8 protein-coding genes are annotated in these 7,012 nt (G+C 54.6%); 3 read left to right on the plus strand and 5 right to left on the minus strand.

Annotation, left to right across the window (positions count from 1 at the left end; translation table 11 throughout):
- Nucleotides 1-204: hypothetical protein (locus tag HXY34_12570; GenBank protein ID NWF96967.1), on the minus strand; the 204-nt coding region annotated here is incomplete at its 3' end.
- Nucleotides 205-848: 644 nt separating this feature from the next.
- Here HXY34_12570 and HXY34_12575 point away from each other — a divergent pair.
- Genes HXY34_12575 through HXY34_12585 form a run of 3 tightly spaced genes read left to right on the plus strand, consistent with a single transcriptional unit; the run spans nucleotide 849 to nucleotide 3,392 of the window.
- The gene (locus HXY34_12575) at nucleotides 849-1,589 is read left to right on the plus strand and encodes a hypothetical protein (GenBank protein ID NWF96968.1); all 741 of its coding nucleotides are present in this window, start codon (nucleotides 849-851) and stop codon (nucleotides 1,587-1,589) included.
- Entirely contained in the window at nucleotides 1,576-2,733 is a 1,158-nt protein-coding gene (locus HXY34_12580; GenBank protein NWF96969.1) for an ABC transporter ATP-binding protein, read from the plus strand. The genes HXY34_12575 and HXY34_12580 overlap by 14 nt, the downstream gene beginning before the upstream one ends.
- Nucleotides 2,730-3,392 carry an ABC transporter permease gene (locus tag HXY34_12585; protein ID NWF96970.1) on the plus strand — a complete coding sequence of 221 codons (663 nt, stop codon included), beginning with the start codon at nucleotides 2,730-2,732 and terminating at the stop codon, nucleotides 3,390-3,392. The genes HXY34_12580 and HXY34_12585 overlap by 4 nt, the downstream gene beginning before the upstream one ends.
- A gap of 219 nt (nucleotides 3,393-3,611) precedes the next feature.
- Here HXY34_12585 and HXY34_12590 read toward each other — a convergent pair whose 3' ends face one another.
- The 4 genes from HXY34_12590 to HXY34_12605 form a co-directional block, all read right to left on the minus strand.
- Complete coding sequence (locus HXY34_12590) at nucleotides 3,612-5,276, minus strand: hypothetical protein (protein ID NWF96971.1); 1,665 nt, start codon at nucleotides 5,274-5,276, stop codon at nucleotides 3,612-3,614.
- A 132-nt stretch (nucleotides 5,277-5,408) separates the two neighbouring features.
- Nucleotides 5,409-5,570: a hypothetical protein gene (locus tag HXY34_12595; GenBank protein NWF96972.1), complete on the minus strand. Its 162-nt coding sequence runs from the start codon at nucleotides 5,568-5,570 to the stop codon at nucleotides 5,409-5,411.
- A gap of 475 nt (nucleotides 5,571-6,045) precedes the next feature.
- Nucleotides 6,046-6,489, minus strand: a complete 444-nt coding sequence (locus tag HXY34_12600; GenBank protein ID NWF96973.1) for a hypothetical protein — start codon at nucleotides 6,487-6,489, stop codon at nucleotides 6,046-6,048.
- 46 nt (nucleotides 6,490-6,535) lie between these two features.
- Nucleotides 6,536-7,012: hypothetical protein (locus HXY34_12605; GenBank protein ID NWF96974.1), on the minus strand; the 477-nt coding region annotated here is incomplete at its 5' end.

Below are 7,012 nucleotides of genomic sequence, written 5' to 3' on the forward strand. Positions count from 1 at the left end.
CACGCCTCTCAGTATCTTCCCTCTCTTCTGTTCGCCAAGTGTCCTCACAGGCCATTCAGCCTTCTCCCATCGCTTGAGATCCTTGGCAGAGACCCAGCACATTCGCCAGTCGTCAAACAGGTCCGGTAGCGCCGGCACTAGACTCTGGAGCTTCAACTCCTCGCGTGCCTTTCCGATTACTTCAATCATCAGCTTTGCTCTCATTTCTCCCACTCGCGGTTTCGGTTCTATGTCTTAGACGGAGCCAGAGCGTATAAGCGTGTTGTTCCGCGAGTGAGACAACAAGTGGTTCGACCAGCGTTCTGTGGCGCTTGAGAGGAATGAATCTGTATCGGGCGTGTACTAAGCATAGCGTGCATGCGATGGGGGAGAGATGGCATCGGAGTGTCGTCGGTCCCATCTGATTCCATGAAGTGAAGTCACAGCAACCGACACTGGCAATGGAGTACTCTTAGTTGTGCCTCCGTGTACTGCCATATGTCATCACCCGGAAGCGTTGAAGGGTGTGCAAAAGCTGCCGAAAAGTCGGACCTCTCTGGACATCCGCAGGTAGGTTTCCAGACCGGTGGGGCTGACATGACCCGGTTCGAGGCCAACAGGCTGAGGTCATCCACACGACACCTGGGCGGCCTCAAGGAGTGGAGTGGTCCTGGTGCCGTCACCTGGGCGGACAAGACTCCTGTATCCAACAGTGTCCAACTTACAATGAACGGTCAGAGGCACAATCACGAAGAATCTAGTGAGAATCGATTAAATACAGCCATTGTACGGACACCACTCGATGAAGAATGGAGTCCGAGTCCGGCAGGGTGTTGAAGGCTCTCCCAAGTTCCGCTCGTCGCACTATCATGAGACAGGTGTCGGACAAAGGTTGCGCGACCTATACCGAGATAATGCAGATACTCGGCTTGGACCCTTCTCTGATGAGCGGGACCTTCAACTACCATCTGAAGGAGCTTATTGACGCAGGACTGATTGAACGGACCAATGGCACATACAGGATAACAGAGCTTGGGGAGCGGGCCCTAATACTAGTGGACCATGTGTCAAGGGATGCGAGAATAGACAAGTACGGTGTCCTATTCGCTGTCTTGTCGATGAGCCCCCGAAAGGAGTATCACCTCTTCATGGTTCAGATGGGGTGGATAACCGGACTGCTCTGGTTCATCCACAGTGTCGAGTGGTCTTCCCTTGGCCATGCCACAGGTAGCATTGCCTTCTGGTTGTCGATCTTCTCGTTGGTCTGTTCTTCTGCCTTGACAGTTGCTTCGATAGCGAGAATGCTAGCGATTCTCAGGAACTATCATCTAGGTCTGTCAGTCATGGTCTTCCTATCGTCGAACTGGTTCTTTATCAGGTCCCCTAACAGGAATCGGTTCGGTCTGGTCTTGGTGTTGACACTGGGGACTTACCTCATGGCGGCAACGACCGTTGCAGCCACGTACGCGGGATCACCGGGACTCCTCTCATCAGCTTGGTGTCTTCAGGCATGCGCCACAGCGAGTCTAGCTACGCTGCTGGTTGCTCTGTTGGCCTATGCAAAGAAGCAAGCAGACGCATTGGAGGTCTCAGAGATTGAACGAGAGTAGAGATGGAGTGTACAGTACCTCGAAGGAACTAGCACTGGGTCATTCGGATAATCACGACAGGACGGACAAGATTCTGAATTCAATGTCCAAGCCTGTGAGTCGGCACATTCTCTCTGTGTTGGCGGGCGTATACCCCGGCGGCAGTCCGAGTATCCGCGAAGCTCGAAACGGGATGGCATGCGAGTATCAGTGCGGGAGTGATGCAGTAGTTCGATTCGATTCAGTGTCAAAGAGATACGGAGACGTGCAGGCCTTGAGTGAGGTCTCGTTCGAAGTGAATCGAGGAGAGGTCTTCTGCTACATTGGGCCCAACGGGGCTGGCAAGACAACAACCCTCAAGATTCTCGTCGGTCTGATTCGCGACTTCGAAGGCGATGTGTGTGTGAATGGAGTCTCTCTTAGGAGAGGCATTGCTGATGTTCACAGGATGCTTGGCTACGTTCCTCAGGCGTCCGCATTTCAAGCCTGGCGTACGGTCAGACAGGCTCTGCAGTCCTTTGGAGTGCTTTCTGGGGTCCCGAGACACGAGCTGGCAGAACGCATTGACGAAGTGCTACGGACTGTGGCGCTTGATGACTCGGCTGATCGCAAGATACCGCATCTGTCAGGGGGTATGCTTCAGAAGCTGGGTCTTGCTCAAGCAATTCTTCACAGGCCTCAGCTGCTTGTGATGGATGAACCGATGGCCGGTCTGGATCCCGCAAGCAGATTCCACTTCAAACAGGTGATTCGCGAACTTGCCGCAGGGGGAGTCACTGTCCTGCTATCCTCACACATACTGAGCGATGTCGAGGACATATCGGACCGCATAGCTGTGTTGAACAGAGGTAGGATTGTACGCATTGCCACACCTGCCGAGCTTCAAAATGAGTTCAGGATTGGCGACATCATCGAGATTCAATCCCCCGCTCTGTCAGAAGAGGTCATCGACCGTCTGTCTAGATTGGAGGTTGTATCAGATGTTGAGAAGAACGGGCCATCCAAGTGCTTGATTCATCTTCGCCCTTCATCGAACATCGACGAGGGATGCCACTCTGTGCTGGCGGCCCTTGTCGCAGCCAACTGCCCGCTCCGTGTCTTCAGGCTTGCTCAGCCAAGTCTCGAAGAGGTATACATGAGACTAGTAGGAGGTGGTGACCAGTGAGTCTGCTGTTCCTGCTGACCGACGAGCTTCGGGGATACTACAGGTCCAAGACAATGATGGCGCTATGGATAGGCCTGCCTGCTATCGTGCTTATCATCAAGGCATTCAACCCCGAGATTGAGGAGCTGCCCGTGACCATGCTCGCGTCACTTCTCGTCACAAGCATGGGGGGTACGCTCAGCGCTGTGATGCTAGCCACGTCTATCTCCGCCGAGATGAAGCAGCGCGTGTATGACCTGTACCTAATACGCCCGGTGAAGAGAGTCGAACTCATGCTCTCGAAGTATCTTGCTGTGCTACTGTGCCTCTTGGTCGCCGTTGCGATTGCGGTGACCATGGGTCTGCTGTGGGACTATTCAAGCGCAAGATTCTCGATGGACCTTGTCATCATATCCCTGCGGGACGCTCTGGTACTGACGATGTTCATGCTTGCGTTCTCCTGCTCAGTCGGTGTATTCATCGGTCTCAATACGGACTCGGTACTGGTCGCCGCGATACTGTCCATCTATGTCGGTGGGCAGATGAGTGCTCTGCCCCTGTTGATGACTCTCTTCATCACATGGCTAGACCCGGTTGTTGTTACCGGAGTCATCAGCACTGCGGCCACTGCCCTAGTACTTGCCATCTCCGGTCTATTGTTTGAACGCAGGCAGTTGTAGAACCGTTCATTCTTAGCTGGACAGAGTTGGACACAGGAGTCTTGTCGCTATCAGGAGACGGCACTGGGAAGGGTCACTCCTCGAGGTCTCATGAGGTGTCAAACCGACCTCGAGCTCTCCGTGCCCGCACGGAGGTGTGTACGCACCACGCAGCGGTGTCCACGACCGTCCGATTTCTGGGCAGCTGCTGCCAACCCTCGTGTGGCCATGTGATATGCGCTACTCGGCAATCACCTGACCGCACTGCGGGCAGAACTTGGAACCCTTGGTTTCTGCCCCGCAGCGAGGGCACTTACCTGAGATCTTCTCCCATGTGAACTCCAGCTTCTCTTTCACTCCTTCGTTCAAGACTTGCCTCCTCTGCAACTCGAGGAGACCTGTCTGTAGTGCCTTGAGACCGTTGGACCTTGTCAGCACATTCCCTCTGATGATTGCCTGTTGAAGCGAGGCATTGAACGCCCTGTCAGAGCTGGTCCATGACTTCAGAGATTGTGAGAGCGCAGTGGAGAGTGCCTCGTCGATGGACTTGTGGGATGCGGCTGCACCAATCCTGTCATCTGGAGATATACAGGGGGTAAGCACCGTCATGCCGCCATCCGAATGAGATGCTACGAAGACCTCGATGTCCAGTCTAGTCAGAGGTGCTAGCGTGGGAATCACGTTGTTGTCCAGCGCCAGCGCCATAAGCTTCAGGAATTCACTCTGCTGCGAGGTCACTGCCTCGTCCACCGCATGAAGAATCCTATCCGTCGCCTGCTTGACCTCGGTACGTAGGTTCTCCATCTCACCCATCTTCTGGGCCATTTCCTTCCTGAGCGCGTCAAGACGACCATTGAGCTCAGCGATGCCTGACTCAGTATTACGGGCAAGACCCTCACCGTGCTTTTTGAGTTCCTCCTGCGCCCTCCTGAACTCCTTGAGTACCTGCTCGGCCCTCGTGTCCATAGACCGAACGATGTCCGAGTAGCGTGACATTGAGGCCCCCATCTTTTCCTTGAGCTTCCGGTATTCGGCGATGGCTGCCTCGACATCCTCACTCTTGTTAGATATCTCAGAACGAGTGCTCCTGACCAACTCAAGACCCTCAACAAACAGCCTTTCGATATCCGCAGCGGTTCTGTTGAAGTCTGCGGTGATTGCCCTGACAGCAATCTTATGTTTCTCCCTCATCTCATAGGCACCGTCACTCTCCTTCTTCCGGAGTGTGTCAATGTCCTGACGGGTCCGCTCCTCAAGAGCCCTGACCCTCTGCTCCCATCGCGAACGCTCTGTCGCCATCAGGTTCTCAATCACGCTCAGCTGGTTCTGGAGCCTCTCCCTTGTGAGCCTGCGCAAGTCCTCTAGCGCGTTCACCCGTGTCCTGCATGACTCCATCAGCTTCTGAAACTGCTGGCTCTTCTCGAGCGCGCTGTTGGAGTCCACACGCATCTCAGGCCTGTTCGGTGTGGCGTTGGGGTCGAGTTCCAGCACGAACTTGCCCACCATCGTGAGGAAGCTCGGGTCCTGAAACGCCTCCAACTTGTGTGTTGATGTCTGCACGCTCCCAAGGAGGGACTGCAGCTTACCGACTGCAGCTGGGACATCACCTGGTTCACCAATCTCCGAGCTGAGGACCCTGCGAAACTCCGCGAGTCTGTTGTTCTCAGTGAATGTCAGAGACTGATTGGGGATTCCGGTTGCGGAGATGAGTACAGACCGGGAGGGTGCCACCTGTACAATCCAGTATGGCACTGTAAGTGGGCTCAGGGCTGTGATCGTTCGTCCTGACCCCACAGAATGGTTGGCTGCAATCAGGGCAAGAGCCAACTTCGTTTCCGCGCTCTCCTCTTTGTACTGAGTCCCGTGCTTCTTGTAAGCATAACCAATGGACAACTGTCGCACCACGACAAATCACCAGACCTTAGCGGTACCACGTTGGAGTTATGTCTTTCCTATGGCCGGTTCGGTTTCAATGCCAGTGGTGTGAAACCACAGGGGATATGGAACACTGCAACACCACATTTGGGACACCTCTTCTCACTCAAACCGCACTGAGTCTTCGAGGTGCCGGGTACAGCTGTGCAGGAGTCCTGTCCTGTATCCAAGCGAAGCATGGGGGTGTGTGTGGTTGTAGTACTCCATGTACTCGTCCAGTTCCAGTCCCATGCGACCGCTCTCCTCGTCAATCGTGCGATGCAACCGCTCCACCCACCTTCCCGATGGTCTGGGGGTGGTTCCTCCTTGCACGCACATGCTGCACCCGATTCTTAATGCACCACTTCTGTATGGAACGCACTGACCCCTCTGCCTCGTCTCGTTTGACATGGACTGCAATCCTGGTTGGTGGCACCCCTCCTTATCACTCTGAGCTGACGGACTCTTTCAACCAGCAGTGGAGTGACCGTTCATTTCTAGTTTGACAGAGCTGGACACAGGGGTCTTGTCGCTCCCAGGAAACGGCACTGGGAAGGGTCACTCCTCGAGGAGAGGTCTCATGAGGTGTCGAACCGACCTCGAGTCCTCCGTTCCCGGACGGAGGTGTATATGCATCACGCAGGGATGTCCAGGACCGTCCAACTTCTGAGCAGCTGCTGCCAACCCGCCTCCACTGTTGTGGTACCATACAACGTGAGTCAGGTCATTTGCATCTCGCCCTCGATTCGATAGAGTTCACTCATGAATGACCTGGATTGGCGGGAGCGGGCGGGGGTGCAGCAAGGGTCTTCTTGAATGCCTTGCGCATGCTGGGATAGATTCCTGCGGCGAAGATCAACGCCAGAGAGTGGAGGAGAAGCATACCTGGTGTTGCGACCCTTGGCATGAAGAGGTCGGCCAGAAGATTTTGCAGAACAAGCAGGACTGTCGTGAAGATGAACCCCAACACAAGTAGCACGTAGCCGAGCCATCTTGCTCCGCCACCTGAGTATAGGAAATAGGCAAATAGAACGAGAATCGCTGCCGCGCAAGTCAGAATAGTCGAGGGCAATACTGCCCAGCCGACGTTCCTGTGAGGGTCGGTCTGTTCAGCCAATGCAAGAATCTGAACAGCCACGCCAAGCACCCACAGGGACGCTCCTAGCACCAGGTATTTTCGCCAAGAATCCTTTGAATACTTCATTTGTTATCACCCCGAATGAAGGGAGTCAACTTTGACATCCATGACTTCATGGATTACCAAACCCCTGTCCGTCGATGAATGTGTAGTCGCCCATGCGGAAGTATCCTATGGAACGGAGAGTTGCTGCGACAACTCCAACGCCAATCTGGAACCACAGCACAAGCCACCAGAGGTTGACCGCGAACCAGTTCTGGAAGTCGTTTCCCCACCACCACCAGATGCAGCCTGCCTCATCCTCTAACTGCGCTTGTGTTGCATACCCAAAGAGTGCTCCTAGTACTGCGGAGACTAGCGCTGCGGCAGCTGTGGCAGCAGGGCCTGCTTCATAGGCAACGGCCGCACCAATTGCTGCAAAGACGCCAGCCCATCCAACTTGACTCAGTACACTTGAAGTGATTTGGCTAATCTGATTGTGGGAACACTCGTAGCCATTCCTGCTCCAGTCGTTCCAAGTCGCAATCTGGTAGTAGTCGCGGTCAGGATGGTGATACTTGACCTGATAGGACGGCCCAGTGATCTGGTA

It is taken from the genome of Candidatus Thorarchaeota archaeon (assembly GCA_013388835.1).
GTDB lineage: Archaea > Asgardarchaeota > Thorarchaeia > Thorarchaeales > Thorarchaeaceae > JACAEL01.